At 57.9% G+C, this 23,209-nt stretch carries 32 protein-coding genes; 26 read left to right on the top strand and 6 right to left on the bottom strand.

The genetic code is table 11. The annotated features are described in order from the left end of the window. Nucleotides 1-28: 28 nt before the first annotated feature. The 6 genes from ABWL43_RS15295 to ABWL43_RS15270 form a co-directional block, all read right to left on the bottom strand. Nucleotides 29-226, bottom strand: a complete 198-nt coding sequence (locus ABWL43_RS15295; protein ID WP_404483000.1) for a hypothetical protein — start codon at nt 224-226, stop codon at nt 29-31. A 1-nt stretch (nt 227) separates the two neighbouring features. Then, the gene (locus ABWL43_RS15290; protein WP_404482999.1) at nt 228-551 is read right to left on the bottom strand and encodes a pyocin activator PrtN family protein; all 324 of its coding nucleotides are present in this window, start codon (nt 549-551) and stop codon (nt 228-230) included. Then, on the bottom strand, nt 535-666 hold the full coding sequence (locus tag ABWL43_RS15285) for a hypothetical protein (protein ID WP_404482998.1): 132 nt from the start codon (nt 664-666) through the stop codon (nt 535-537). Before ABWL43_RS15285 ends, ABWL43_RS15290 begins: the two co-directional genes overlap by 17 nt. A 25-nt stretch (nt 667-691) precedes the next feature. After that, nucleotides 692-976, bottom strand: coding sequence for a phage antirepressor KilAC domain-containing protein (locus ABWL43_RS15280; protein ID WP_404482997.1), 285 nt, complete (start codon nt 974-976; stop codon nt 692-694). Nucleotides 977-985: 9 nt separating this feature from the next. Beyond that, nucleotides 986-1,540, bottom strand: coding sequence for a hypothetical protein (locus ABWL43_RS15275; RefSeq protein WP_404482996.1), 555 nt, complete (start codon nt 1,538-1,540; stop codon nt 986-988). 250 nt (nt 1,541-1,790) lie between these two features. Further along, on the bottom strand, nt 1,791-2,555 hold the full coding sequence (locus ABWL43_RS15270) for a S24 family peptidase (protein ID WP_404482995.1): 765 nt from the start codon (nt 2,553-2,555) through the stop codon (nt 1,791-1,793). Nucleotides 2,556-2,657: 102 nt separating this feature from the next. Here ABWL43_RS15270 and ABWL43_RS15265 point away from each other — a divergent pair, with 102 nt between their 5' ends. From ABWL43_RS15265 to ABWL43_RS15140, 26 genes are all read left to right on the top strand, one after another. Further along, on the top strand, nt 2,658-2,918 hold the full coding sequence (locus ABWL43_RS15265; RefSeq protein WP_404482994.1) for a YdaS family helix-turn-helix protein: 261 nt from the start codon (nt 2,658-2,660) through the stop codon (nt 2,916-2,918). 326 nt (nt 2,919-3,244) lie between these two features. Next, complete coding sequence (locus tag ABWL43_RS15260; protein ID WP_185709339.1) at nt 3,245-3,763, top strand: phage regulatory CII family protein; 519 nt, start codon at nt 3,245-3,247, stop codon at nt 3,761-3,763. Continuing rightward, nucleotides 3,756-3,983 carry a TraR/DksA family transcriptional regulator gene (locus ABWL43_RS15255; protein ID WP_404482993.1) on the top strand — a complete coding sequence of 76 codons (228 nt, stop codon included), beginning with the start codon at nt 3,756-3,758 and terminating at the stop codon, nt 3,981-3,983. Before ABWL43_RS15260 ends, ABWL43_RS15255 begins: the two co-directional genes overlap by 8 nt. Next, entirely contained in the window at nt 3,973-6,195 is a 2,223-nt protein-coding gene (locus ABWL43_RS15250; protein WP_404482992.1) for a VapE domain-containing protein, read from the top strand. The genes ABWL43_RS15255 and ABWL43_RS15250 overlap by 11 nt, the downstream gene beginning before the upstream one ends. Further along, a complete protein-coding gene (locus ABWL43_RS15245) occupies nt 6,188-6,553 on the top strand; it encodes a hypothetical protein (RefSeq protein ID WP_069672305.1) in 366 nt (121 codons plus the stop codon). Before ABWL43_RS15250 ends, ABWL43_RS15245 begins: the two co-directional genes overlap by 8 nt. A 517-nt stretch (nt 6,554-7,070) precedes the next feature. Further along, the gene (locus ABWL43_RS15240; RefSeq protein WP_003172128.1) at nt 7,071-7,415 is read left to right on the top strand and encodes a phage holin family protein; all 345 of its coding nucleotides are present in this window, start codon (nt 7,071-7,073) and stop codon (nt 7,413-7,415) included. A gap of 206 nt (nt 7,416-7,621) precedes the next feature. After that, nucleotides 7,622-8,251 (top strand): terminase small subunit, encoded by a 630-nt coding sequence (locus tag ABWL43_RS15235; RefSeq protein WP_404482991.1) that lies wholly within the window; start codon nt 7,622-7,624, stop codon nt 8,249-8,251. Continuing rightward, the gene (locus ABWL43_RS15230) at nt 8,232-10,238 is read left to right on the top strand and encodes a phage terminase large subunit family protein (RefSeq protein ID WP_404482990.1); all 2,007 of its coding nucleotides are present in this window, start codon (nt 8,232-8,234) and stop codon (nt 10,236-10,238) included. The genes ABWL43_RS15235 and ABWL43_RS15230 overlap by 20 nt, the downstream gene beginning before the upstream one ends. A gap of 1 nt (nt 10,239) precedes the next feature. Further along, complete coding sequence (locus ABWL43_RS15225) at nt 10,240-10,446, top strand: phage head-tail joining protein (protein WP_048729082.1); 207 nt, start codon at nt 10,240-10,242, stop codon at nt 10,444-10,446. After that, on the top strand, nt 10,446-11,927 hold the full coding sequence (locus tag ABWL43_RS15220) for a phage portal protein (protein WP_404482989.1): 1,482 nt from the start codon (nt 10,446-10,448) through the stop codon (nt 11,925-11,927). Before ABWL43_RS15225 ends, ABWL43_RS15220 begins: the two co-directional genes overlap by 1 nt. Continuing rightward, nucleotides 11,924-13,066: a head maturation protease, ClpP-related gene (locus tag ABWL43_RS15215; protein ID WP_404482988.1), complete on the top strand. Its 1,143-nt coding sequence runs from the start codon at nt 11,924-11,926 to the stop codon at nt 13,064-13,066. Before ABWL43_RS15220 ends, ABWL43_RS15215 begins: the two co-directional genes overlap by 4 nt. Then, the gene (locus ABWL43_RS15210) at nt 13,063-13,401 is read left to right on the top strand and encodes a head decoration protein (RefSeq protein ID WP_404482987.1); all 339 of its coding nucleotides are present in this window, start codon (nt 13,063-13,065) and stop codon (nt 13,399-13,401) included. Before ABWL43_RS15215 ends, ABWL43_RS15210 begins: the two co-directional genes overlap by 4 nt. A 64-nt stretch (nt 13,402-13,465) precedes the next feature. After that, nucleotides 13,466-14,461 (top strand): major capsid protein, encoded by a 996-nt coding sequence (locus ABWL43_RS15205; RefSeq protein WP_404482986.1) that lies wholly within the window; start codon nt 13,466-13,468, stop codon nt 14,459-14,461. A gap of 2 nt (nt 14,462-14,463) precedes the next feature. Continuing rightward, nucleotides 14,464-14,784: a hypothetical protein gene (locus ABWL43_RS15200; RefSeq protein ID WP_404482985.1), complete on the top strand. Its 321-nt coding sequence runs from the start codon at nt 14,464-14,466 to the stop codon at nt 14,782-14,784. After that, a complete protein-coding gene (locus tag ABWL43_RS15195; protein ID WP_404482984.1) occupies nt 14,781-15,446 on the top strand; it encodes a hypothetical protein in 666 nt (221 codons plus the stop codon). The genes ABWL43_RS15200 and ABWL43_RS15195 overlap by 4 nt, the downstream gene beginning before the upstream one ends. Beyond that, on the top strand, nt 15,439-15,954 hold the full coding sequence (locus ABWL43_RS15190; protein ID WP_404482983.1) for a hypothetical protein: 516 nt from the start codon (nt 15,439-15,441) through the stop codon (nt 15,952-15,954). The genes ABWL43_RS15195 and ABWL43_RS15190 overlap by 8 nt, the downstream gene beginning before the upstream one ends. 29 nt (nt 15,955-15,983) lie before the next feature. Next, nucleotides 15,984-16,517, top strand: a complete 534-nt coding sequence (locus ABWL43_RS15185) for a phage baseplate assembly protein V (RefSeq protein ID WP_404488423.1) — start codon at nt 15,984-15,986, stop codon at nt 16,515-16,517. Nucleotides 16,518-16,573: 56 nt separating this feature from the next. Next, nucleotides 16,574-16,852: a hypothetical protein gene (locus ABWL43_RS15180; RefSeq protein WP_404482982.1), complete on the top strand. Its 279-nt coding sequence runs from the start codon at nt 16,574-16,576 to the stop codon at nt 16,850-16,852. A gap of 5 nt (nt 16,853-16,857) precedes the next feature. Beyond that, nucleotides 16,858-17,184 (top strand): GPW/gp25 family protein, encoded by a 327-nt coding sequence (locus ABWL43_RS15175; RefSeq protein ID WP_404482981.1) that lies wholly within the window; start codon nt 16,858-16,860, stop codon nt 17,182-17,184. After that, nucleotides 17,181-18,062, top strand: a complete 882-nt coding sequence (locus tag ABWL43_RS15170; RefSeq protein WP_124417578.1) for a baseplate J/gp47 family protein — start codon at nt 17,181-17,183, stop codon at nt 18,060-18,062. The genes ABWL43_RS15175 and ABWL43_RS15170 overlap by 4 nt, the downstream gene beginning before the upstream one ends. 1 nt (nt 18,063) lies before the next feature. Beyond that, nucleotides 18,064-18,753 (top strand): phage tail protein I, encoded by a 690-nt coding sequence (locus ABWL43_RS15165; protein WP_242198029.1) that lies wholly within the window; start codon nt 18,064-18,066, stop codon nt 18,751-18,753. Next, nucleotides 18,750-20,291 (top strand): phage tail protein, encoded by a 1,542-nt coding sequence (locus tag ABWL43_RS15160; protein ID WP_404482980.1) that lies wholly within the window; start codon nt 18,750-18,752, stop codon nt 20,289-20,291. The genes ABWL43_RS15165 and ABWL43_RS15160 overlap by 4 nt, the downstream gene beginning before the upstream one ends. Beyond that, nucleotides 20,288-20,719, top strand: coding sequence for a phage tail protein (locus ABWL43_RS15155; RefSeq protein WP_404482979.1), 432 nt, complete (start codon nt 20,288-20,290; stop codon nt 20,717-20,719). The genes ABWL43_RS15160 and ABWL43_RS15155 overlap by 4 nt, the downstream gene beginning before the upstream one ends. A 104-nt stretch (nt 20,720-20,823) precedes the next feature. Further along, entirely contained in the window at nt 20,824-21,990 is a 1,167-nt protein-coding gene (locus ABWL43_RS15150) for a phage tail sheath subtilisin-like domain-containing protein (protein ID WP_404482978.1), read from the top strand. Nucleotides 21,991-22,002: 12 nt separating this feature from the next. Beyond that, a complete protein-coding gene (locus tag ABWL43_RS15145; RefSeq protein WP_124417574.1) occupies nt 22,003-22,506 on the top strand; it encodes a phage major tail tube protein in 504 nt (167 codons plus the stop codon). 14 nt (nt 22,507-22,520) lie between these two features. Continuing rightward, nucleotides 22,521-23,120: a phage tail assembly protein gene (locus ABWL43_RS15140; protein WP_404482977.1), complete on the top strand. Its 600-nt coding sequence runs from the start codon at nt 22,521-22,523 to the stop codon at nt 23,118-23,120. The last annotated feature ends 89 nt before the right edge of the window (nt 23,121-23,209 follow it).

Genomic DNA, 23,209 nt, shown 5'->3' with positions numbered 1-23,209 from the left:
GGCTGGTGGTGGCAGCCGGTTGATTGGGTTATTCGTCGTCTGAATCTGGTGGATCTGCCAGGCCACACATCAGCTTGGCCTGATAGGGCATGTAACCCTCCTCTCGGAGGGCGTCGTAGCGCTGATAGTCGGCGGCAAAGTAGCTGCACTCATCACACAGTCGGCTGGCCTGTTCTTCGGCAGACAACGGTGTATCGCAGTGTCGGCATTGATCTAGCAGTGACATATCACGCCTCGTCTTCGACGGCTTCTGTTCGCGGCATATCTTCATCCGCCCTGTAGGCGCGAATGTCGATTAGCGAGGCCACATGCTTGATATGAGCGTACTTCGGCGCCTTGCGGCTGTTGACCAGCGTTGTCACGGGCAGTTGAATTCGGCCTGTGGTAATTGCGTCGGCAAAAGATCCTTCGTTGAGGTTCCGGAAGTACCGTTCGCGCAACTTTTCCACCGGGATCAGAACGTCACCAAAGGTCCGGTACAGCAGTTCGACTGTCACCGGATCGGGTGCGGGCAGCAGTCTTAGTGGCTGTTGGTCAGCGTGTGCAGTCATTGGGTTTCTTCCGTTGAGGATGATTCCAGGCATTCAGGCAATGGCGTTTAGTCAGCTCCCGCAGATGCTCCGGCACTTCGAGCAGCGCGGCGTTGCGCTCCTCGCGTGTGCGCATGGCGACGATCTGGCGGGCGTACTCCCTAGGCCACGTCACGGTTGTCTGCCGGGATAGCTGGCAGTTCGAGCCCTAGTTGCTCGGCCAACCAGGGCATGCCGGCTTCCCTGACCTTGGTCGATTGGCTGTATTGCATGCCCGCGGTCTCGTGGTGCCAGTTGCCGTTCTTGATCCGCAGGTACTCGCGATCACGAATGGGGAAGGCTGGAAGGCGGCGGTCATTGAGCAGGCCTTTCTCGCGCATAAGGGCGATTAATTTGGGGCGTGTAAGTCCGAAGTACTTGGCGGCTTGTTCGAGGTTGCGTTCCATGTCGTCCTCCTATGCGGCCATTGCCAAGCGGTGGCCAGCGACGAAGCGCTCAAGATGCTCTACCAGGACGGCATAGGCTTGGTGAGGGGCGCGTGGCAGAAGAATCTGAGCGCTTGCGTCGTCAGTTTCGAGGGTTGCGGCTATCGCGCCACGTTGTGTTGACGCGACGATGAGTCGTAGATCTTCGATCCCGGCGATACGTGGGTAATAGCTACCTTTGCCGGTGCGGACTGCATGGCGAAGCATGATCTCTGTATCTGTTACCAGCTCATGTTCGTCCGCGCCATCCAGTGAAAGCGATTCGACCCCGCCATTCGCGCTCGCTTCGATAAAACGAGCAGCTCTACGGCCGTTGTTGCGGTGCTTGCGATCCAGAGTAATGCTGTTGCGAGTGCCGCCAATGGCGACTGACAGGTGAATCGCCGAAGTGCATTGGTCGAACTCCGCAGTGGCCTGAACGTTCGACCCTGCTGCAGTTTTGAGGTCGTGATGGAAGGTACCGGTCAAGCGGACTTGGGCCGCCAGAAGTTGTTTGGACTGATTGCTGAGTTTCAGTCGGCTCATGCTGCCTGCCCTCCGCCGTTAGGGTCGAATGGGGCAGGCGTGAAGCGTTGCTTCAGTTTGGGTTTGCTAGTGATGAAGGGGCAGCCGTATTCACGGGCTAGGGAGCGAACCTCGAATACTCGAATGGGTTTGCACGCCGGGTGGGCGTGCAGGGTTGCTGTGGTGTGCATAGTCTTGCCTCGGCTCTGTGGTGGAGAGGTGAGGCAAAATTAGCAACAGCTAATTTTTTATGCAATAGCAAATGCTAAATTTATATGTCGAGGTACTTTGACGATTTCAATATTGCAGCAACGTAATGGATTTTTTCGACGAGATGCTCATCCAAAAAAATTGGCGGATAGCCGTCGCTAATGCTGTCGAATCGATATTGGCCGTCACGGTAGTAAATGAATTCCTTGACCATCGCTCTCCCGTCAGTCGTTCTTACAAGCACCTCATCGCCCGTCTGATAGCGATGATTTGGCTCAATCAAAACGAATTCTCCGCTTTTTATTCGCGGGTGCATGCTGCTGCCTACCATCTTGAGTCCATAGGCGTCGGGGTCGGAGCTGACAATATCGATGTAGCCGTCACCATGCCCGGTGGGGTAGTCGAGAGCATCAAAGTATCCATCGGAACCCAACATCGCCTTACCTACTACCGGTACAGGAGCAGCCTTGCGATTCTTGACGGACCACTCTTTATGCTCCGAAACACGCTGAGCGGTCTCATTTATCGTTGCATTGAAAAAAGCGGGATGAGGGAGTGTCGGCGGTTTAAGGCTCAGTGCCAGCCATCTCGCAGTTATGCGGTCTTGGTCGGTAGCCGAGTAATTTCCCTCTGTAAGCAGCTCAGCAGGAACAGCCAATTTTTTCGCGAGGTTCATCGCGGCACGGTCTCCTAGCGTTCGATGACCATTGAGAATCTGCGAAAGGTAGGAGGCATCAATATCGGCATGTGCTGCTGCAAACTCCTTCAGCTGGTTTTCACCAATAAGGGCTTTGAGAATGGTGAGGCGTTTTTCGTAGATATCCATATGAGAATCATGGCTCTTGCGTTAGCAATTTGTAAATTACAGACTGCTATTGCGCAACGGATTAGCAATTGCTAATCTCGCGTCTGTGTTTTGGAGGTGGACATGACTCTACTGGACTTTATTAAGGGTTTGGATGCCGCACAGCTTGGAGCATTTGCGGCTGGTTGCGGTACGTCGGTTGGGCAGCTTAAGCAAGTCGCCTATGGTAATCGTCGAGCCAACGCCGGCCTCGCCATTGCTATTGATCGACAGACAAAGGGCAGGGTGACTTGCGAGCTGCTTCGACCCGATATTGATTGGCAATATTTGCGAGTACAAGCGAATGCCTCTGCCGTTTTGAATGGTACAGCTCAAGCAGCTTAAGAAAAAAGGCGACCCAAGGGCCGCCCAGTTCCTCCCGGCACACACCACCACAGTGCTGTCGGGTCGCGATAAAGAGTTGAGGGCACACCACATGCTAACCACCTCTCATTACCGCGCTTCCAAGGCACGGATGCCTTGGGTTGCTGCCTTTTCCACCACAGATTAGGCAGCTGTTGCGCCAGAGGTGAAAGACGGATCACTCACCTCGGCACGGTGCCGGTTTCGATCTTGAGGATCTTGCCGGCGTTTGGGCCCTTTCAAGCCGCGCGGCAAATGTAACACCACTGCACGCCGCGCGGCACTGGCAACTTATAAGGATTAATGCCATGAGCCGAATTGCTCTGAGTTGCGTTGATCGAGCACAGCGGGAAGTCCTGACGCTCGAATTAGCGCTTTACCACGCCGCACGGGATTATCCGGGTGGCGCTGCTGCAATCGCCGCCACTACCGGCCGCAATGCCACAACGCTGCAACACAAGTTGTCTCCTACGCACCCCTCGCACACAGTCAATATCCAAGAATTTGGCGAAATCCTCGAACTGACCAAAGACCGTCGGATTCTCGACGCTGTGCACGGCCTTGTTGGCGACACGATCTGGCAGGAGCTGGCCGAGTCGTACACCAATGATATGCCCGAAACCCTTACCACTGGGATTGCGCAGTTCTTCCGGCAGGTAGCGGACCTTTCCGAAACTTGGGCCAAGCATATTGGCGACGGCAAAGTCGACGACGGTGAGTTGGCTGAGATACGCCAGTTGGTGTTTCGCGGCATCCAGGGTTTGTTGGGTATGTACAACCGCGCCCGCTACGTCAACCAGACTACTCGTGGGGTGGAACGTGGCTGATATTGCTGACTTTGCAAATGACCTGGTGCAGGAGCGACTTGATCAGGCTTTGGCTGCGCGCGCAGCCCACCTTTCTGCCACGAGCCTGCATTCCTTGATGTTCTGTGATGAATGCGATGAGCCAATCCCGGAAGCTCGTCGGTTGGCACAGCCCGGTTGCACTCACTGTGTTGAATGCCAATCCGCAGACGATCTGAGGGCTTCCCGTTATGCTCGATGAGGTAATTAATCAGTTTGCGGATTATGGCCTTGAGCCTGATCAGCCATTGGTTTTCGGCAAGCTCACTCGCTGCAAAACCACCCAAGATAAGGGCAAGGAAAAAAACGGCTGGTTCGTGGTCCATGAACACCGGACCGAGAAAAACGAGATGCTGATCTTTGGCAGCTTCGGTGACTGGCGCTCCGGCGATACCCAAAAGATCAAGGTCAAGGCCGGGCGTATGAGCCCTGAAGAGCGTGAAGTCATGCGCGCTCGCCAAGAAGATGCCAAGCGGAAGGCCGCCGAGATCCAGGCCAACGCATCACGCCGAGCCGCCAACCGTGCTGCCAGCCTGTTCAAGCGCATGCCCGAAAAGGGTAAAAGCGCCTATCTGGATCGAAAGCAGATCGTAGGCTTCAGGGTTCGCTATGCGCCACGTACCGGCGCACTTCTAGTCCCCATGTGCAATGTGCGCGACCAAACTGTCGGCCTGCAGGTGATCTTCCCAGTCAAGCAAGAAGACACTGGCCGAGATAAGCAGTACTGGCCGCCTGGTATGTCTAAAGAGGGCGCCTTCCATTTAATCGGCCCACACCCTGAGCCTGGCGAGCCGGTGCTGGTATGTGAGGGCTATGCCACGGGCGCAAGCCTGCACATGGCGACTTCGCTCCCTGTCGCCATCGCCTTCGACGCGGGCAACCTGCTTCCGGTCTCCAAAGCGATGCGCGAGCGCTTTCCTGGCTGTCCGCTGATCATCTGCCGGGACGACGACTGGAAAACTAAGCGTCCCAACGGTGACCCTTGGAACCCAGGCGAAGAGAAAGCAAACAACGCCGCGCTGGTCGTTGGTGGTCAGGTAGTCGGCCCTGTGTTCTCCGGCGAGCGCGAGATCAAGTGGACTGACTTCAACGACCTGCATGTTGCTGAGGGATTGGAGGCTGTCCGCCGCCAGGTGTTGGCGGTGGTCAAGCCTCCTGCAGCTGGTGGTTGGAAAGATCAATTGGCCCGAACTGAAAACGGCTCCCTGATTGCGCACATGCAGAACGTCGAGTTAATCCTCGGCAACGATGAGCGTTGGGCTGGAGTGATCGGATTCAGCGCCTTCAGCTCAAAAATCGTGAAGTTACGCGCCGCCCCATACGGTGGCGGTGTCGGCGATTGGGCAGATATCGACGACATGCTTGTAATGAAGTGGCTCGCACAACAGTATAACCTTCGGGTCAAGGCCAGCAGCGTGATCGAAGCGGTCAGTGTGGTCGCTCATGATCATGCCTTCCATCCTGTACGCAATTACCTCCACGCTCTGGAATGGGACCGTGTTCCACGGCTGGCTACCTGGTTGACTGACATCATGGGCGTTGAAGCAACTGACTACAGTTCGAAAGTTGGTAAGCGCTGGATGGTGTCAGCGGTCGGGCGTGTGATGCAGCCAGGTTGTAAGGCTGACTCTGTGATGATCCTCGAAGGGGCACAGGGCGCCGGTAAATCAACAGCAATGTCTGTGCTTGGCGGTGCCTGGTTTATGGATACACCTTTCGCCCTGGGCGATAAGGATGGCTTCCAGGCGATCCGTGGTAAGTGGATCATTGAGCTGGGGGAGCTGGACAGTTTCAACAAAGCTGAGTCGACCAAGGCGAAGCAGTTCTTCTCTGCGTCGACTGACACTTATCGCGAGAGCTATGGCCGAAGAACGATGGACGTGCCACGCCAGTGTGTTTTTGTGGGTACGACGAACCAAGACGAATATCTCAAAGATGCCACGGGTAACCGGCGTTACTGGCCTGTCGCGTGTACCAAGGTCGATTTGGAGCAGTTGCGCGAAGTCCGCGACCAGCTTTGGGCCGAAGCGATGTTCTGTTATCAGTCCGGTGACATTTGGTGGGTCAATCGGGATGAGTCGACACTATTCGCCGAGGCACAGGAATCGCGCTTTGTGGTGGACGAGTGGGAAGGTCCGGTCGTCAAGTGGTTGGAAGAATCTCAGATCGGCGCAACGGCGAGCGGCGAGGATATTTTGGCTGGTGCGTTGAAACTCGATTATGGCCACTGGGGCAAGCCTGAGCAGATGCGTGTCGGGGCGATCATGCATCGACTCGGATGGCGAAAGGTGCGACTGCCGCCGTTGCCGAAAAGTGGTATTCGTCCATACGCCTACAAGAAGCCAGATCATTGGGGCAATGCATCAGCGCTGCAGGTTGAGTCCGCACGGGATGAGGAGCCTTGCTTTGATTAAGCGAATCGATGAAATGCTCAAGCTCTGGGCGCAGGATCTGCATTCGCCAGTGCCGGAAGGCTCCGGTGGGCCAAGTGGCGGCAACATGATTGCCATGCTGATGGAGTGCAAAGGGGAGTTGATACGCGGCACGCGTGGCAGTCGGGTACTGTTAGATGAATCGGCCGACATCGAGCTCATCGTCAACAAGCACTTGCCGCCGCAGCTGTCGGTCGTCGTGCGTGAACACTACTGCAACCACGAAAGCTTCCTGTCGCAGAAGTACACCCACTGTGGGTGTAGTCGAGATACCTACTATCAGCGCCTGCATGAAGCGCACCTGCACATTGCCGGCATGCTGATGGGGAAGGCTGCGTGACCTTTCGCACACTTGCGCCTACAACTGTCTTACTGTCCGGCCTTGCCCTACCTCAAATTTGCAAGGTAGGACTGCTGGAGGCCGCGCATTCCGTGGCCTGTCCTACCTCCCTACCTAATATCGCACGACGCACACATGAGCGTAGCGCGTCGCATCACGCGCCGCTGGCGCGCATGCGTTTTTTTAGTTTTCTCTCTTTACACGAGAAAAAGTTAAAAGAGGTAGGGCAGTAGGGCAAGGCCCCGAATTCAGCGGGCTCTAGCTGTCCTACCTCTCTTTGAATAGTGGGGCAGGTAGGACAGCGCCGGAGGCGCTGGAAGCCGAAATAAAGATATTCACCGACATTGCCTAGACGTAGACCAGACATTCACCGGGTGGCATTAAAACAGGGTTGCTGCCACCGGAATCCACCTGTAAAAAGTAGTCATCTTCGATAGGTGCGACCGCAGAGAGCGGGACACACCACCACACTGAACCCGGCCATTGCGCCGGGTTTTTGCGTTTATGGGGTAGGGCGATGACGAACGAGCAGCAGGCACTAATTGAGATGCCGATCTGGATGGTGATCTTACTGTCCTTGATCGGCGGCATTTCCGGCGAAGCATGGCGGGCCGACAAGGCGGGGGTGAGCGGCTGGTCATTGGTTCGCCGCTTGCTGCTTCGATCCGGGGCCTGCGTCGTCTGCGGGCTTTCAACCATGATGTTGCTGCACGCTTCGGGCATGTCGGTCCTGGCGGCGGGGAGCATCGGCTGCCTCACTGCGATGGCCGGCGCCGATGTAGCCATCGGCCTGTACGAACGCTGGGCTGCCAAGCGCCTGGGCGTATGCGATGTGCCGCCCTCGGGCAGTGGTCAGGCGTGATCCGCTGGAGGCGACGTAATACGTGGCCTGTAGCGTTTCGCACCAAAATGAAGCGCCGAAAATTCGCCGGGGACCCTGGGGGCATTCGAGGGACACGGGGCATGAAACCCGCGGGAAAGCGTTAGCGGGAGGGCTGCCAGCTTACTGAAATTCAATCCATTGAAATTGAAAGGCTCCATTGAAAAGCCGTTGAAAAAGGAGGGCTCATGACAGAACCAACCTACCTGTCAAAGAGCGCTTTCGCGGCTCGCATCGGCAGGTCGCCCAGTTACATCACATGGCTAAAAGATAACAACCGCCTGGTTTTATCCGCCGATGGCAAAAAGGTCGACGTCCTGGCTACCGAAGCCCTCATCGTCGAAACCGCCGATCCAAGCAAGGCCGCCGTCTCGGCTCGTCATCAACAGGCTAGGGTCGAGCGTGACGTTCACAGACAGCTAAGCCCCCTTGCCGAGCCGACTTCCACGGCTGCGCCGCAGCCAATGGCTACCGCTAGTAAACCGGCAGATTTTCAAAAGGCTCGCGCGCACCGCGAGTACTACTTGGCGCAGCTGGCTGAGATGGAGTTTCACAAGGCTCAAGGCTCGATGGTCGAGATCGTCGCGGTTCAGTCGGGTGCCTACAACGCTGGACGCATGTTGCGCGACACCCTCTTGGGCATGCCGCCCCAACTGGCGCCCGAGTTGGCTGCTATGACGGATCCTTGGGAAATCGAACGACGCCTGACGGCAGCGTTACGGACAAGACTGGAAGAGGCCAGTCGCATGTCCGCAGAGGACTTCGGTCACACACTCGAAACCAACTGGGAGGTGGTTGATGACCCTGGCCCGATCTGATGGCGCGGAGGTCTACCGCGAGGCATATTTCAGAGGTATGCAGCCTGATCCAGATGTGTGGATAGATGAGTGGGCAGATGAATACATGCGCATACCCCGCGACACCGGCGCCGCTGAGCCAGGTCAGTACCGCACATCCCGGACGCCGTACGCCCGCGAGCCGATGCGATGCCTATCACCGGCACACCCGTGTAAACGAGTCGTGACTATGGTGGCCTCGCAGTTGATGAAAACGCAGATTGCGTTGAACTGGATCGGTGGGTTAATCCATATGGCGCCGTCCAACATCCTCACACTGCTGCCAAGCTTGGGTCTGGCCAAGCGAGTGTCATCTCGGATCGGCAAGACCATCAAGGCCACTCCGGTGTTGCGCGAGCGTGTTGCAGCGAGTCGCTCGCGGGACTCGCGCAACACCATGGACACCAAGGAGTTCGAGGGAGGCTCGCTGTACGTCACGACGGCAGGCTCTGCGGCCAACTTGGCCGAGTTGTCGGCGCGCTACATCTACGGCGATGAAGTTGATCGTTGGGAGGTCGACGTAGGCGATGAGGGTGATCCTATCGAACTAGCGGAAACGCGGGGTAGTACCTTTGGCCGCAACGCCAAGTTCTATTTTTCGAGCTCTCCGACGATCAAGGGCGCGTCACGCATTGCTGATCTGTTTGAATCCAGCGACCAGCGTTATTACTACGTGCCATGCCCGCACTGTGGCCACATGCAGGTGCTTGAATGGGAGAATCTTCTCTATTCAGCCGATTTTAGCCTGGTGCATTACAAATGCGCTGCGTCTGGCCTGGACTGCGATGTATTGATCGAAGAACACTTTAAAGGGCAGATGTTAGCGAAGGGTGAATGGCGCTCCCACACCCAAGGCGATGGTGAGACCGTGGGGTTCCACCTCAATGCGCTGTATTCGCCGCCGGGGTGGATGGACTGGAGGTCGCTGGCTAAGCAGTTTGAAAAGGCCAAAAAAGCTCAGGGCAAGGGTGACCTTGAACCCATGCAGGTGTTCTACAACACTCGTCTGGCAAAGGTCTGGGACAGTGCACAAGAGCAGACCAAGGCATCGGTTTTGATCGAGCGAGCTCGTAAGGAAGGTTTCTCTCTCGGTGCGATACCTGCCGCTGTGATGATGATTACTGGCTCTGTCGACGTGCAGGCCGACCGCCTGGAGTTCATGGCAATGGGCTGGGGTGTCGGCATGGAGCGCTGGGTCATTGATCACCGAGTTATAGCCGGTGACCCATCAGATGAGCGTACTTGGGCTGTCCTCGACGAGTTGCTCAAGGAGCGTTATCGACACCCTTGTGGCGTTGGCTTGGGCATTCTCGCAGTGGCTGTCGACTCTGGTGGTCACCACACGGATGAGGTTTATCAGTTCTGCCGCGTGCGGCGCTGGCGCAACATCTTCGCCATTAAAGGTGCGAGCAAGCCCGGCAAGCCGGTGATCGCTCAGCGGCCTTCGATGGTGGATGTGACCTGGAAGGGTCAGACCGAACGCGGCGGCGCCGAGCTTTGGTTTGTCGGTACAGACACTGCAAAGGACTGGATCTATAACCGCTACCCGTTTGAGTCTGGCCCAGGTGCAGTGCACTTTGCCAACGACCTGCCCGATGAGTTCTTCGCCCAGTGCGTGGCCGAGCGAAAAGTCGCCAAGTACGTGCGTGGTCACAAGCGTATCGAGTGGATTAAGGGCAAGGCCGAGCGCAACGAAGCGCTAGACCTAATGGTGTATTGCCTGGCAATGGCTCACTACCTCGGAATCAATCGGTATCAGGAACACGACTGGGATCGGGTGCGAAACTCTCTAGCCCAGGCCGGTTTGTTCGATGAAAAGGTGGTCACCGCCGAGCGTGTCACGGTCTCCGAGCAGGCTTCCGTGACACCACAGCCAGCGCCGCAACCCGATGGTCCGGTTGCCCAACCGAGACCCGCTTCACCCCCACAACGCCGCAGTTCAACAAGCGGTTACCTGAAGAGACGCTGATATGTCGTTTACTCCGAAGCACCTCGAAGCCATCGAGCGAGCCATTGCGCGCGGTGAAAAGACCGTGCGCTACAGCGACCGTACGGTGGAGTACCGCTCCATTGATGAATTGCTCAAGGCCCGCGACGAGATCCGCACATCGCTGACCAACGCCGCCGGTCCACGCTCTCGCGTGGTGCGGCTTACCCACGGAGGCAAAGGACTCTAATGGCTCGCCACTATCCGACGCTGACCCGTAACGGATTCTTGCTGCCGTCGAACATCAAGGCCAGTTACGAAGGCGCCGGGGAGGGCCGCCGCTCAGCCAGTTGGGAAGCCACTGACAGCGGCATCAACAGCATCAACACCCCGGCCCTGCGCAACCTGCGTGCGCGTTCGCGGGCGGCGGTGCGCAATGACCCGTACGCGTTCAACGTCATCGACAAACGCGTCAGCAACCTGATTGGCACCGGTATCACGCCCAGGCCGACCACAGACGATGCCGACCTGCGTAAAACTCAGCAGCAGCTGTGGGATGATTGGGTGGATGAAGCGGACGCCGACGAGCTGACCGATTTCTACGGCATGCAGGCACTAATAGCGCGCACAGTGGAAACGGCTGGCGAGTGCTTTGTCCGGTTGCGGCCACGCAGTCCGAGCGAAGGCTTGGCGGTGCCGCTGCAGTTGCAAGCGCTGGCCCCTGAGTTTGTCCCTCACGACAAGTTCGAGCCGGCCAAAAACGGCAATGCGATTCGTGCCGGTATCGAGTTTAACCCGGCCGGCAAGCGCGTGGCGTATTGGATGTATCTGTCGCATCCCCGCGACTCGTCGTCGCTGAACGCTGGTTACAACCAGCTGGTGCGTGTGCCTGCGGCGCAGGTGCTGCATATTTTTGAGCCAATGGAGCCTGGGCAGTTGCGTGGCGTACCGCGTCTCGCTCCGGTGTTGAAGCGGCTGCGCAGCCTGGACAACTACGACGATGCAGTGCTGTTTCGCCAAGAGGTCGCCAATCTGTTCGCCGGCTTCATCAAGCGGCCGGCCCCGGACAGTGGGCAGCAGCCACGCGATCCTGTCACGGGGCAATTGCTGACCACCGACCGCGACGGATTCACGCCGATGGTGGCCCTGGAGCCTGGCACCATGCAGGAACTGGCACCAGGTGAAGAGGTGGAGTTTTCCAAACCACCGGACGCCGGCAACAACTATCCAGATTTCATGCGTCAGCAACTGATGGCTGCGGCGGCGGGTTCCGGCACGCCTTACGAGATCCTCACCGGCGACATGCGTGAGGTTAACGACCGGGCGCTGCGGGTGGTGCTCAACGAGTTCCGGCGCCGCCTGGAACAACTGCAATTCGGCGTGTATGTGCATCAGCTGTGTCGACCGGTGCGCGCAGCCTGGATGGACATGGCGGTGCTTTCTGGCGCCCTGGTGCTGGAAGACTACGCACAACGCCGGCGCGAATACCTGCGCACACGCTGGGTGCCGCAGGGCTGGGCCTACATTCAGCCGGTGCAGGACGTGCAGGCCCGTCAGATGGAGGTGCGGGCTGGCTTTGCCTCTCGCAGCGAGATGGTGTTGCGCACCGGTTACGACGCGGAAACGGTCGACACCGAAAACGCCGCCGACCTCGCCAGGGCTACCGGCCTGAAACTCAACTACAGCACTCTTGAAGCCATCGAGACGATCGATGACAAGGAACAACCATGAGCAAAAAGTCGAAACCTCGCATTTATGACAAGGCGGGCAAACAGGTAACCGTCGCGGACAAGAGCTGGTACACCTTCCAGGCTAGCGGCGAAGCTGAGCAGCGCAGCATCGAGATCTTCGTGTATGGCGAGATCGGCGCCTGGGGTGTAACCGCTAATCAGTTCTTGCGGGACTTGCGTGCCATGGATGACGGCGTGTCGCCGGTGATTGCGGCATTTAACAGCATTGGCGGTGAGTTGTTCGATGGCCTGGCGATCCACAACGCGCTGTCGCGGCTGGGCGAGCGCTGCATTGGGCGCATTGATGCACTGGCTGCCAGTGCGGCCGGTGTCGCGGTGTGCGGTGCTCACCGGGTGGTGATCGCAGCCAACGCCATGCTGATGATTCACAACCCGTGGACGTACGCGGCGGGCGATGCGGATGACTTGCGCAAAGTCGCCGATGCGTTGGACCAAAGTCTGGAAGCGATTATCGCGGCGTACAAATCCAAAGCGCCGGACATTGACGAAGCTGAGTTACGGCGCATGGTCGACGCCGAGACCTGGCTTACTGCAAACGAGGCGGTGGCGCTTGGCCTGGCCGACGAGGTGGGCGATGGCATAAAGGTCAAAGCTTGTCTCGGCCAGGGCAGTGTGTTGCAGCGTTTTCAGCATGCCCCATCTGAGTTACTTGCCCAGCTTGATGAAGAACCTGAGATCGAACCGCCGGAGCTTGTCGACCCACCGGAACCAGCTCCCGTGCTGGACGCGGCCAAATTGGCGCTGATGGTCACACAAGGTTGCGCAGCCGCGGGCATCAGCAACCTGGTGGATCCGATTCTCGCCTCCACCAAGCTGGAAAGCGAAGCCATTATCCAGGCCGCGCTGACCAAGGCCAAAGCCCTGCACGGTTTGTGCGTTGCCGCGCGACTGCCTGAGCTGACGGGCGAATTCATCACCGCTGGCCTGGACGAAGCGGCTGTCCGTGCGCGTCTTTTCGACAAGCTGGTTAGCAGCGGCGGCGGTTTCGAAATCAACAACAGCTTGCCGCTGGAGAGCGACCCTGTACCCAAGGTCCAGGCTAAACAGACCGATCCTCAATCGATCTGGGCTTCCCGTCAGGCGGCGCAGAACGGCAACTCGAAAGGAGCAAAAGCATGAAAATTGAATCGATGCACGCAGGCGAGTTCTTGCTATCCGAAGGTGCGGGCACCATTTCCCGCGAAGCGATCAACGTCTCCGCAGGCCCAGCCTTGGAGCCTGGGCAAGTCTTGGGTTTGGTCACCGCTACTGGTGAGTTCGCGCCCTATAACCCCACAGCTGAGGACGGCAGCGAGAACGCCCAGGCAATCCTCTTCGGACCATTGAGCATGTCGGACGTGGTGCGTCGAGGGTGTGCTGTGGTGCGTCTGGCCGAGGTTAGCGAAGCGCACTTGACCGGCCTGGATCCCGCTGCAGAGAAAGCGCTAAACGCACGAGACGTGATCGTCCGTTAAGGCGACTCGCTTAACCCCTTCAACCCGCACTGTGCGGGTTTTTGTTTTTTTGGAGAACTGTTTCATGGCTGACATTCAAATCTTCAATGACGATGCGTTCTCGGTATCTTCGTTGACCGCTGCAATCAACGAACAGGAGTACGTACCCGGACGTATCAGTAGCCTGGGTTTGTTTCAGGAGGAGGGCATCACCACCTTGACGGTACAGATCGAAAAGGATGGTGACACCTTGGCTTTGGTGCCGGCGGGGGAGCGGGGTACTTCCGGTCTGGTGGTCGGCGGTACCAAGCGTACGCTGATCCCGTTCAACACCGTACACCTGCCACAACGCTTCACCATCAAGGCTGATGAGATCCAGGGCATCCGCGCCTTCGGCATGCGTTCCGAGCTTCAGTCGGTGCAGGACGTGGTCAACAAGCGACTTGCCAAGGCACGTCGGCAGTTGGACGTTACTCACGAATTCCAGCGCCTCGGTGCGCTGAACGGCAAAATCTACGATGCCGATGGCAAGACAGTGCTACTTGATTTGTATGATCGATTTGGCGTGAAGCGAAAGTCGTTGTCGATGGGCCTGGTCGGAGAGACGAAGTCGTTTCGCGTGCAGTGTGGTGAGGCATTGGATATGCAGGAGGACGCATTGGGCAGCGTGACCCGCAGCGGGTCGCGTGCTTTCTGCGGCAAAAATTTCTGGAACGCACTTCTTGAAATTGAGGAGGTGAAGAAAACTTACCTTAACACTCAGCAAGCAGCTGCTCTTCGAGGTGATGCACGTGAGAGCTTCGATTACGGCGGCATCACCTGGGAGCGTTATCGCGGAAAAATCGCTGGAATGACGTTCGTACACGATGACAAGGCGTTGCTGATCCCTGAAGGCGTGCCGGATCTGTACATCTCGGTATTCGCACCGGCCGACTACATGGAAACGGTAAACACCGAAGGTGTTCCGTATTACAGCAAGATCGAGCCACTGCCTTTTAACAAAGGCATGGCCGGCGAAGCCCAATCCAACCCGCTGCATATGTGCACGCGGCCCCTGGCGCAGATCCTGCTGGAGATGTGACCGTGGCCTTCCGCGATCTGATCGAAGAAATCGACGACGTGGTGTTCGAAACACTGGGCGACACCGCGCGGATCGAGGGCCGTGGAGAACCAGTGCTCGGCATGTTTGCGGCGCCTTGGTTGCAGCCCAAGCTCGGCAAACTGAACACCGGCTTGCGCGAGCCTCGGTTTGAAATCCGCGTCAGCGATTCGGAAGGCTTGAAACGCGGCCTATTGGTCAGCATCGATTTACCTGCTTTGGACGGCGGCGGCGATTACGACCTGCTGCAGCTGGAGCCGAGCGGCGACGGTCTGGTCGCCTTGATTCTGAGGTTACGCCCATGAGCATCGGTAGCCATTACAAGGCCTCGGCTGGCGGCGGCATGATCTCCATCCAATCCTCAGCCGCAGACCTGCAGGCGTTTCAGGACTTTGCCAAGTTGGTGCCCAAGGCAGCTGCGACTGCTCATCGTCGAGCCATCAACAAGACGCTCGGGTGGTTGCGCACACACATCGCCCGGGCGGTCAGTCGGCAAGAGCGCATCGCTGTTGCGGCGGTGCGTCAACGGTTGCGCAGTTACCCGGTGTCCGGCGGGGCTTCAAGCGGCAAGCTGTGGTTCGGTCTGAACGCTATCGAGTCCAGCCGGATCGGCCGCGCGCGGCAGACTGGGAGCGGTGTATCGGTGGCGGGGCGGCGTTATCAAGGCGCGTTCATCAAGAAGGTCTACGGCAACAAGCCAGATATTTGGATTCGCACCGCGAGCAAACATTTTAATGCTGATGATTATCCTGACAGCATGGTGTCACCTGGTCGCGGGGCAAGTTCTGGATGGGTCGCGGAAAATGGCAATCGCTTTCCGTTAGCCAAGGCCAAAGTGTCACTGGAGCAAGCCCGTCCCCATTTTGAAAGCTGGGTACAAAAGGCCGATGAACGTTTGCTGGAGATCCTGAAACAAGAGCTCAACTACGAGCTGCAGAAATACCCCAAGAGGATCGGTAATGGCTGACGAACCTTTTAGCCTGGATCAGCTTTATCAGGCGATAGAGCAACACCTGTCGAGTCACCTGCACGGGGTTCAGGCCGTAACTGCCTGGCCGAACATCGAAGACCGTATCGCGTTGCCGGCTGTGTTTCTGGAGCTGGCTGAGATTGAACCGGGTACCGACATCGGCACGGGTGAAACCGTGTTGGTGTGCAAGTTCGAGGCACGCATCATTGTTGACCCGATTCATCCCCGGCATCAGCAACAGGCGGTGCAGTTGGCTACTCAGCTCGCCGTTCTACTGCGCGCGCAGACCTGGGGGTTGGCGGTCGAGCCAGCGGAGTTTGTCCAGGCCTTGCAGGATTGGACCCAGCCGGCTTTGGATGGGTACACGGTGTGGCTCGTGGAGTGGACGCAGCAAGTGTACCTCGGCCCTGAACAATGGCCATGGCCTGATCAGCCGCCGGGCATGCTGTTGTTTGGCTTCAACAACGACGTCAAAGAGGACTTTGTGCCTGCGGAGGACTTGTGAGCGGATACGCCACTGCCCAGCACGACCGGATGCTGGCGGGGGTAGTGAAGGAATGCTTCGTAGTGGCGGTCGATCTGGCCGCCTCCCCGCCGGTTTGTCGGGTTTCAGATGGCGAGTGGATTAGCGCATGGGTGCGCTGGCACAGCATCGCCGCCGGCAAGGCCAGGCACTGGCGGGCACCCTCCATGGGGGAGCAGGGGACTTTGGTAAGTGCCAGCGGTGACGTGGCCCAAGGCACTTTCATACCCGGGCTGTATGGCAATGCAGGCCCACCACCGGATAACCGCGATCATGTAGAAGTCTGGCGTTTTGACGATGGCGGCTCGCTGATCTACGACTGGCAGGCCAAGAGCTACAGCATCACCCTGCCGAGCGGGACGGTGACCATCAGAGTCGCCAGTACAGAGGCAGTCATCACGGACACCACCGTGAACGTGACCACCGGCAACATCAATCTGAAAGCAGCGGTGCTAATCGACGGTGCATTGCACGTTACAAAGGGCATCACTAGTGCTGGCGCGATCATTGACGCCGGTGGCAACAGCAACCACCACACACATTAATTTCAACTCACAACAGCCCGCCCAGTGCGGGCTTTTTCACATCTGGAGTCTGCCTTATGAGTAAGCCTAGAACTGATGGCGAGCTGCCCGGGTCGGTCGAAGCGGTTGCGGCCCCGGGATTGAAGCCCGCACTGCTTGGTCCGCCTGTGAATGCTGACACGGTGGCGTCCATCGTTCCCGCACGCGTATTTCGCGACAAGGTTTTCACCTCGCGCACACTGATCCTTCCCAGCGGCGAGGCGCTTCCTGTGATTGCAGGTCGCGTCACCGCATGTGGCGATGATCAATTTGCGTTCTTGAAAGCGCATCCAGATCTGGAGCAAGTCAAGGAGTAATCACAATGATCGGAATGGACCGCCACACCGGCCAGCCCATCTCCGGCATCGCGCACTTACGCCAATCAGTTCCAGACATCTTGGGCACCCCGTTGGGCAGCCGCCGGCATCGGCCGGAATACGGCAGCATGCTACGGCGGTTCGTTGACTTGCCCGTTAATGAGGGCTGGAAAAGCGCCGTACAGGCGGAAGTCGCCCGCGCCCTAGGGCGCTGGGAGCCGCGGTTAAAAGTGGACCAGGTGCGCGTCATTTCCGTGATCGGCGGGCAAATCAATCTGAAGCTCGTCGGCCAGTATCTTGGCGACGCCGTCACGCTGGAGGTGGCCGTATGAGTACCGTAGATCTTTCGTCGTTGCCGGCGCCGACCGTGTTGGAGCCGCTAGACTTCGAAGAGGTGTACCAGGAGGCGCTGGGAGTTTTTCGCGGCTACATGGGCGGTAACTGGACCGCCGCGCTGGAAAGTGATCCGGTGGTCAAGGTGTTGGAAGTCGGCGCTTACATCAAGGTTGGTAATCGCGCACGGGTCAATGATGCTGGCAAGGCGGTGCTGCTGGCGCACGCCGTGCGCGGCGACCTTGATCACCTGGGGGCCAACGTCAATCTAAAGCGCCTGGTCATTCAAGCTGAAGATCTGCTGGCAGTGCCACCGGTGCCGGAGGTCAAAGAGGATGACGATCCGTTTCGGGAGCGCATTCAATTGGCCTATGAGGGCCTGACCACCGCCGGGCCGCGTAACAGCTACATCCTGCACGCCCGAAACGCATCTGGGTTGGTGGCAGATGCTACGGCCGAAAGCCCGGCGCCTTGCTACGTGACGGTAACGGTGTTGGGCCTCGACGGGGAGGGCGTGGCTTCGCCAGCATTGCTGGCTACGGTGTCTGCCGCGCTGAATGACGAAAACGTGCGGCCGGTGGGAGATCGAGTGACGGTGCAAAGCGCCCAGGTGATCCGCTATCAAATTAACGCGATTCTGCACATGGCCAGTGCTGGCCCTGAAGCCGACGCCAGTTTGGTGGAGGCGAAAGCTCGATTGGCTGCCTGGATCAATCCGCGCAAGCGGCTGGGCGTCGAGGTGGCGCGATCCGGCGTAGACGCTCAGTTGCACGTTGCCGGCGTTTCTCGGGTGGAGTTGATCGGCTGGCAGGACCTGGCGCCCACCAAGGCTCAGGCGGCGTTTTGTACGGGCTACACCGTGACTCTGGCGGGTTGATATGAAAAGCCTACTGCCGATCAACAGCACGCAATTGGAACGGGCCATGGAGGCTACGTTTTTTGAGAAAACGATTGTCCCGCTCCGTGACCTCTACAACGCCGATACCTGCCCGGTGCATTTGCTTCCGCACCTGGCGTGGGCGTGGTCAGTGGATCGCTGGGATTACCGATGGACTGAAGCGACAAAACGCGCCGCGATCAAGGCGTCTTACTACATCCATGCTCACAAAGGCACCATCGGTGCGTTGCGCCGAGTAGTCGAGCCCCTGGGCTACCTGATCGAGATTGTCGAGTGGTTCAAGATGGTGCCGGAAGGCATCCCAGGCACGTTTGCGCTGAAGGTTGGCGTTCTCGACACTGGCATCACTGAGGAAATGTATCAGGAGCTGGAGCGGCTGATTGATGACGCCAAGCCCGTCAGCCGTCACCTGACAGGGCTCGCTATCAGCCTTGAAACCACCGGTGTGTCGAACATGTTCGCCAGCGTTTATGAAGGCGATGAAATCGACGTATATCCTCCCGTCCTGCGCGACATCAGCACCACTGGCGTGATTGGCAGTACCGGCCGTGAGCACTCTATCGACACAGTTAGCGTTTATCCGCCGATCACCGGCGTCATCGACCTTGCCTGCTACATCGGCGCAGCCGGGCGGGAACATTCCATTGACACACTGGACATCTACCCATGATCGATTCCAATTCGCAGTTTTTTGCGCTTCTTACCGCGACCGGTGAGGCCAAACAGGCCAATGCCGACGCGCTGGGCATTCCCTGGAAACTCACCGAACTGGGTGTGGGCGACGCCAACGGCACCGACCCTATCCCTGACCGTACACAAAAAAAACTGATCAATGAACGGCGCCGGCGGCCACTGAACAAGCTTTCAGTTGACCCGTCAAACCCCAATATCATCGTGGCCGAACAAATCATCCCAGCCGATGAAGGCGGTTGGTGGATTCGAGAGATGGGTCTGTACGACTCCGATGGAGCCCTGGTAGCTGTCGCAAATTGCCCGGCTACCTACAAGCCATTGATGTCTCAAGGATCTGGTCGCACTCAAGTTATTCGCATGAACTTCATTGTCTCCAGCGCGGCGAACGTTGTGCTGAAAATCGACCCGGACGTCGTTCTGGCTACACGCCAGTATGTCGATGATTCGGTGGTCGACGGGATCAACAGGCAAGACGTGAAGCAATCAGTACTGGTGGCAACGACTGGGCCGATCCAGCTGGCTGGTGCACAAACGATTGACGGTGTGGTAGTGCCGCTCGGCTCGCGGGTGTTGGTCAAGGACCAGGCGCAGGCAAAAGATAACGGGATCTACCTCACAGCGGAGATTTGGAAGCGCACCAGCGATGCAGATACCAGCGTCAAGGTCACCCCGGGCTTGTTGGTTGCCGCCGAGCAGGGCGCGGTGAATGCCGATACGTTGTGGTTGCTGTCGACCGACGGGGCCATTGTCCTGGGAACCACGGGACTGAATTTCAAAAATATTACGCAAGGTCTCGCGCCGATCAGTTCGCCGGCGTTTCTGGATAAGCCCACAGCTCCAACAGCCCCTCTGTTTGACAGCGGTAAAACGCTGGCTAATACAGAATTTGTGCAGCGGGCGCTCGGTAACCTGAGTGGTATCAGGATCTATGAAATCACCGCCAGCATGGCCGCATCAGATTTTGGTCGTCTTGTTCTGGCGAATTCTGGGTCTGCAATCTCATTGACTCTTCCTCCAATTGGCAACGTGCCAATTGGAGCGACGATCCACATCAGAAACGTCGGTGGGGCTCCGTTAACAGTAGTGCCACCCGCTGGTGGAACTATGTCCGCCGTTGCCACGCGCACGCTGCCGAGCGTTGTGGTCAACGTCGGCGGGTCTCTTGACGTAACCGTGCAAGGCTCCAATTACTTCATGGCCGGTTCGGCGTCTTTGAAGCACATCGCCGACTTTGCCGAATCGACAGGTCATCAAAAGTTGCCTGGTGGGGATGTTGAACAATGGGGTCTTTATGTTTCGGCTCCATCAGGTTCTGACACGGTAATCCCGCTGCCCTACGCGCTTTCGGCGGTGCCTACAGATATTCAGCTGACGTTCGCCGATTTTACTAGCGGTCAAAGAGTTGGTGAATATCCGGTATTGCAAGCGAGAAATAGCACGCTCGGGAGCATCACCGTTCGAAATCTCTATAGCGCTAACGCCTCATTTTTCTGGCGAGTCAGGGGTAAAGCATGACTGTCTTTTATAGTCCTAAAACGGGCTTCTTCTACGACGATCAGGTATGCACGTTTATCCCTGCTGATGCGCGGGAGTTCTCCGCCGAAGCCAGGGACGAGCTGTTGGCTCAAGTCAGTCATGGAAAGCGTTTGGTTTGTGGGCCGGATAAATGGCCGGTTGTGGTAGACGCTCCGGAGCAGACAGACGAACAGTTGGCCGAAGTCGAGCGGTATTGGCGCTCGGTTCAGTTGACGTCTACAGACGGCGTAGTGACCCGGCATCGTGATGAGATTGAAGACGGGTCGCCAACCTCGCTAACACCGGAGCAATACGCCGAGTTGCAAGCATATCGGCGCTTACTCCGTAACTGGCCTGAAGCTGGTGAGTTCCCTTTGAGCGAACATCGCCCTACGGCCCCTGACTGGCTCTTGTCGCTGCAGCAGTAAACGCCCCGCACTGACGGGGCGTTTTCTTTTCCACTACACGTAACACGTACATCCCTAACGGCCTCGCTCATGCGGGGCTTTTTCGTTTCTGGAGATCGAGCTTTATGAGTTTCTTTCATGGCGTTACCACGACCGACATCAAGACTGGCGCACGCACTATTTCGTTGCCGTCTTCTTCCATTATCGGATTGTGCGACACCTTCAACCCGGGCGTGCTTGGCGGCGGTACTGCCAAGGCAGGCGAGTTGAAGCTGATCACCTCTGAGCGCGAAGCCATTGCCGCTTTCGGCGAAAATTCGGCAATCACCAAGGCCTGTAAAGCAATCTACACCAAGGCCAAGGCGGTGATTGTCGCCATCGGCGTACCGAAGCTTGAGGACGCGGCGCTGCAAACCTCGGCGATTATTGGCGGCGTCTTGGCATCTGGTCAGCGGACCGGCCTGCAGGCGTTGCTGGATGGTAAAAGCCTGTTCAACGCGCAACCACGGTTGTTGATCGCGCCGGGACATACCGCCACGCAAGCAGTGGCTACAGCACTCGATAGCCTGGCGCAGAAGCTGCGGGCTATCGGTATTCTGGATGGTCCTGGCACCACGGATGAGGCAGCGATGCTCTACGCCGATAACTTTGGCAGTCGCAATCTGTTCATGGTTGACCCGGGCGTTCAGTACTGGGACACCGAGCTCAGCAAGACTGTTGATGTGCCGGCGTCGGCCTGGGCGGCGGGCTTGTTCGCCTGGACCGATGCCGAATATGGCTTCTGGGCCTCGCCGTCGAACAAAGAGTTCTCGGGTATCACCGGCACCACTCGGGCGGTCGAGTACCTGGATGGTGACGAGACGTGCCGTGCCAACCTGCTGAACAACGCCAATATCGCGACGATCATTCGCGATGACGGCTACCGCTTGTGGGGCAACCGCACGCTTTCGAGTGATCCGAAGTGGGCATTCGTCACCCGCGTTCGCACGCTGTACATCCTTATGGACGCGGTGCAGGCAGGCCACAAGTGGGCCGTAGACCGCTCGATCACCAAGACTTACGTCAAGGATGTGGCTGACGGCTTAGACGCCTTCATGCGCGACCTGAAGGCCCAGGGCGCGATTATCAATTTTGAGGTGTATCCGGACACCGAGCTGAACACCGCCAGCCAGATCTCCCAGGGCAAAGTTTATTGGCGCATCCGTTTCACCGACGTGCCGCCGGCAGAAAACCCGAATTTCCTTTTCGAAGTCACCGATCAGTGGATGACCGAAGTTCTCGAAGCAGCCTAAGGGGCCTAGTCAATGATTCCTCAAACTTTGTTTAACACGAACCTGTTTGTCGACGGCGTGAACTTCGCCGGCGATGTACCGACTCTGACGCTGCCCAAGCTGACGGTAAAGACCGATGAATATCGTGCCGGTGGCATGGCAGGTGCCATCGAAATGGCGCAAGGCCTGGAGAAAATGGAGGCGTCCTTCGTCACCAAGGGCGTGCGTCGTGAGTCGTTAAAACACTTCGGCTTGGCTGATGGCACGGCGTTTAACGCGACATTCCGAGGGGCTTTCAGAGGGCAAAAAGGCGCAGTGACGGCGGTGGTCGCCACCCTGCGCGGCTTGCTCAAAGAGGTCGATCTGGGCGACTGGAAAGCCGGTGATCCGGCTGAGATCAAGCACGCCATCGCGCCGTCTTACTACAAGCTCGAAATCGACGGTCGCCTCATGTACGAAATCGACATGGTCGCGGGTGTTCAAGTGATCGACGGCAAAGATCAACTGGCTGACATCCGTACCGCGCTGGGCCTTTAAGGGAATAGATCTAAATGAATAAAGCTACTTTCAAAGAAGTGCCGGCCTGGCTGTCACTCAATGCGCTCGCCGCCGTCGTGACGCTCACACGGCCAAGCAATTCCAACGGCGTGTTGGTCGAAACGTTGACATTGCGTGCCCCGGTCGTTCGGGAGGTGCGGGCAGCCGACCGCGCCTCTAATGGCGACGAGGAACAGCGCGAACTGATGCTGTTTGCGGGGTTGGCAGATGTCGGCGTCAAGGACTTGGAAGGCCTCAAATTGGCGGACTATCGCCGTGTACAAACCGCTTACTCGCACCTGGTTCCTGATACCGACTACACCAACGTGATGCCGTCGTGGTTGTCGGTGACCACGGATCAGGCAGTGGTAACGCTTTCCTGTCCGAGCACAATCAATGGAGTGTCGGTTGATAAATTGGCCCTGCGCTCTCCGACGGTGGGCGATGTGCGTACGGCAAATCGTGATGCGGGCGGGGATGACGAGCAGCGGGAGCTGATTTTGTTTGCCGCGCTTGCTGGTGCGCCTGTCGCAGATCTGGAGGGCCTGAAGTTGGTGGATTTCAACCGTCTGCAGGCCGGCTATTTTCGTATGGACCAAGACGACGGGCTTTGATCCTGGCGTCATGAAAATGGCCGCGAAACGTCTGGCTGCGGAAACCGGATTTTCCGCTGCCGAAATTCAGTCGATGCCGTTTGCTGAAA

The organism is Pseudomonas sp. HT11 (assembly GCF_044875395.1).
In the GTDB taxonomy this organism is placed as follows: domain Bacteria; phylum Pseudomonadota; class Gammaproteobacteria; order Pseudomonadales; family Pseudomonadaceae; genus Aquipseudomonas.
Note: the sequence above shows the minus strand (reverse complement) of the source record. Positions and strands in the feature narration are given on the sequence as shown.

Excerpts from the sequence above, each read along its gene's own strand:
- ABWL43_RS15295 (WP_404483000.1), bottom strand. The coding sequence starts at position 226 with ATGTCACTGCTAGATCAATGCCGACACTGCGATACACCGTTGTCTGCC.
- ABWL43_RS15290 (WP_404482999.1), bottom strand. The coding sequence starts at position 551 with ATGACTGCACACGCTGACCAACAGCCACTAAGACTGCTGCCCGCACCC.
- ABWL43_RS15285 (WP_404482998.1), bottom strand. The coding sequence starts at position 666 with ATGCGCACACGCGAGGAGCGCAACGCCGCGCTGCTCGAAGTGCCGGAG.
- ABWL43_RS15280 (WP_404482997.1), bottom strand. The coding sequence starts at position 976 with ATGGAACGCAACCTCGAACAAGCCGCCAAGTACTTCGGACTTACACGC.
- ABWL43_RS15275 (WP_404482996.1), bottom strand. The coding sequence starts at position 1,540 with ATGAGCCGACTGAAACTCAGCAATCAGTCCAAACAACTTCTGGCGGCC.
- ABWL43_RS15270 (WP_404482995.1), bottom strand. The coding sequence starts at position 2,555 with ATGGATATCTACGAAAAACGCCTCACCATTCTCAAAGCCCTTATTGGT.
- ABWL43_RS15265 (WP_404482994.1), top strand. The coding sequence starts at position 2,658 with ATGACTCTACTGGACTTTATTAAGGGTTTGGATGCCGCACAGCTTGGA.
- ABWL43_RS15260 (WP_185709339.1), top strand. The coding sequence starts at position 3,245 with ATGAGCCGAATTGCTCTGAGTTGCGTTGATCGAGCACAGCGGGAAGTC.
- ABWL43_RS15250 (WP_404482992.1), top strand. The coding sequence starts at position 3,973 with ATGCTCGATGAGGTAATTAATCAGTTTGCGGATTATGGCCTTGAGCCT.
- ABWL43_RS15240 (WP_003172128.1), top strand. The coding sequence starts at position 7,071 with ATGACGAACGAGCAGCAGGCACTAATTGAGATGCCGATCTGGATGGTG.
- ABWL43_RS15235 (WP_404482991.1), top strand. The coding sequence starts at position 7,622 with ATGACAGAACCAACCTACCTGTCAAAGAGCGCTTTCGCGGCTCGCATC.
- ABWL43_RS15230 (WP_404482990.1), top strand. The coding sequence starts at position 8,232 with ATGACCCTGGCCCGATCTGATGGCGCGGAGGTCTACCGCGAGGCATAT.
- ABWL43_RS15225 (WP_048729082.1), top strand. The coding sequence starts at position 10,240 with ATGTCGTTTACTCCGAAGCACCTCGAAGCCATCGAGCGAGCCATTGCG.
- ABWL43_RS15220 (WP_404482989.1), top strand. The coding sequence starts at position 10,446 with ATGGCTCGCCACTATCCGACGCTGACCCGTAACGGATTCTTGCTGCCG.
- ABWL43_RS15215 (WP_404482988.1), top strand. The coding sequence starts at position 11,924 with ATGAGCAAAAAGTCGAAACCTCGCATTTATGACAAGGCGGGCAAACAG.
- ABWL43_RS15210 (WP_404482987.1), top strand. The coding sequence starts at position 13,063 with ATGAAAATTGAATCGATGCACGCAGGCGAGTTCTTGCTATCCGAAGGT.
- ABWL43_RS15205 (WP_404482986.1), top strand. The coding sequence starts at position 13,466 with ATGGCTGACATTCAAATCTTCAATGACGATGCGTTCTCGGTATCTTCG.
- ABWL43_RS15195 (WP_404482984.1), top strand. The coding sequence starts at position 14,781 with ATGAGCATCGGTAGCCATTACAAGGCCTCGGCTGGCGGCGGCATGATC.
- ABWL43_RS15190 (WP_404482983.1), top strand. The coding sequence starts at position 15,439 with ATGGCTGACGAACCTTTTAGCCTGGATCAGCTTTATCAGGCGATAGAG.
- ABWL43_RS15185 (WP_404488423.1), top strand. The coding sequence starts at position 15,984 with ATGCTGGCGGGGGTAGTGAAGGAATGCTTCGTAGTGGCGGTCGATCTG.
- ABWL43_RS15180 (WP_404482982.1), top strand. The coding sequence starts at position 16,574 with ATGAGTAAGCCTAGAACTGATGGCGAGCTGCCCGGGTCGGTCGAAGCG.
- ABWL43_RS15175 (WP_404482981.1), top strand. The coding sequence starts at position 16,858 with ATGATCGGAATGGACCGCCACACCGGCCAGCCCATCTCCGGCATCGCG.
- ABWL43_RS15170 (WP_124417578.1), top strand. The coding sequence starts at position 17,181 with ATGAGTACCGTAGATCTTTCGTCGTTGCCGGCGCCGACCGTGTTGGAG.
- ABWL43_RS15165 (WP_242198029.1), top strand. The coding sequence starts at position 18,064 with ATGAAAAGCCTACTGCCGATCAACAGCACGCAATTGGAACGGGCCATG.
- ABWL43_RS15160 (WP_404482980.1), top strand. The coding sequence starts at position 18,750 with ATGATCGATTCCAATTCGCAGTTTTTTGCGCTTCTTACCGCGACCGGT.
- ABWL43_RS15155 (WP_404482979.1), top strand. The coding sequence starts at position 20,288 with ATGACTGTCTTTTATAGTCCTAAAACGGGCTTCTTCTACGACGATCAG.
- ABWL43_RS15150 (WP_404482978.1), top strand. The coding sequence starts at position 20,824 with ATGAGTTTCTTTCATGGCGTTACCACGACCGACATCAAGACTGGCGCA.
- ABWL43_RS15145 (WP_124417574.1), top strand. The coding sequence starts at position 22,003 with ATGATTCCTCAAACTTTGTTTAACACGAACCTGTTTGTCGACGGCGTG.
- ABWL43_RS15140 (WP_404482977.1), top strand. The coding sequence starts at position 22,521 with ATGAATAAAGCTACTTTCAAAGAAGTGCCGGCCTGGCTGTCACTCAAT.